This is a genomic window from Nitrobacter sp. 62-13 (assembly GCF_001896955.1).
Taxonomy (GTDB): domain Bacteria; phylum Pseudomonadota; class Alphaproteobacteria; order Rhizobiales; family Xanthobacteraceae; genus Nitrobacter.
Genome location: NZ_MKRN01000123.1, coordinates 1 through 1,541 on the forward strand (window position 1 = coordinate 1; position 1,541 = coordinate 1,541).

Sequence of the window (1,541 nt, forward strand, 5' to 3'; positions counted from 1 at the left end):
ATGGTCTCGTTGTCGCCGTAGACCTTCTTGAGCGTCTCCTTCAGCGGCTTGGTTTCCTGCTTCGCGCTGGCGAGATAGGCATCGACGGCCTGCCCGATCCGCCTGCCGAGGCCCGCGCAGGCCCAGCCCAGATGGGTTTCGAGAATCTGGCCGACGTTCATGCGCGAGGGCACGCCGAGCGGATTGAGCACGATGTCGGCGTGGGTGCCGTCCTCCAGGAACGGCATGTCCTCGATCGGAACGATCTTCGATACCACGCCCTTGTTGCCGTGACGGCCCGCCATCTTGTCGCCCGGCTGAATCTTGCGCTTCACCGCGACAAAGACCTTGACCATCTTCATCACGCCGGGCGGCAATTCGTCGCCACGCTGCAGCTTCTCGACCTTGTCGAGGAAGCGCTGTTCAAGGCCCTTCTTCGACTCGTCGTATTGCTTGCGCATGGCCTCGATCTCGGCCATCAGCTTGTCGTTCGGCGAAGCGAACAGCCACCACTGCGACTTCGGATATTCCTCGAGCACCGAGCGGGTGATCTTGGTGTCCTTCTTGAAGCCCTTCGGGCCGGCAATGCCTTGGCGGTTTTCGAGCAAATCGGCGAGGCGGCCGTAGACGTTCCGGTCGAGAATCGCCTGCTCGTCGTCGCGGTCCTTGGCGAGGCGTTCGATCTCCTCGCGCTCGATCGCGAGCGCGCGCTCGTCCTTGTCGACGCCGTGGCGATTGAACACGCGCACCTCGACGATCGTGCCCTGCACGCCCGGAGGCACGCGCAAGGAGGTGTCGCGGACGTCGGAGGCCTTCTCGCCGAAGATGGCGCGGAGCAGCTTTTCCTCCGGCGTCATCGGGCTTTCGCCCTTCGGCGTGATCTTGCCGACCAGGATGTCGCCGGCGCGGACCTCGGCGCCGATGTAGACGATGCCGGCTTCGTCGAGGTTCTTCAGCGCCTCTTCCGAGACGTTCGGAATGTCGCGAGTGATTTCCTCAGGCCCCAGCTTGGTGTCGCGGGCCATCACCTCGAATTCCTCGATATGGATCGAGGTGAAGACGTCTTCCTTGACGATCCGCTCGGAAAGCAGGATCGAGTCCTCGAAGTTGTAGCCGTTCCACGGCATGAATGCGACCAGCACGTTGCGGCCGAGCGCAAGCTCGCCGAGATCGGTCGAGGGACCGTCGGCGATGATGTCGCCTTTCCTGACGATGTCGCCGACCTTCACCAGCGGACGCTGATTGATGCAGGTCGACTGGTTCGAGCGCTGATACTTCATCAGCCGGTAGATATCGACGCCCGACTTGGTCGGATCGAGATCCTCGGTGGCGCGGATGACGACGCGGGTAGCGTCGATCTGGTCGATCACGCCGGAGCGGCGCGCGGCGATCGCAGCGCCGGAGTCGCGGGCGACCACGCCTTCCATGCCGGTGCCGACGAACGGCGCCTCGGCGCGAACCAGCGGCACCGCCTGGCGCTGCATGTTCGAACCCATCAGCGCGCGGTTGGCGTCGTCGTTCTCCAGGAACGGGATCAGCGCAGCGGCGACCGAGACGAGCTG

1 pseudogene is annotated in these 1,541 nt (G+C 64.1%); it reads right to left on the reverse strand.

Annotated elements, in window-relative coordinates:
- A pseudogene (locus BGN91_RS09835) lies at positions 1–1,541 on the reverse strand (DNA-directed RNA polymerase subunit beta); the annotation flags it as partial.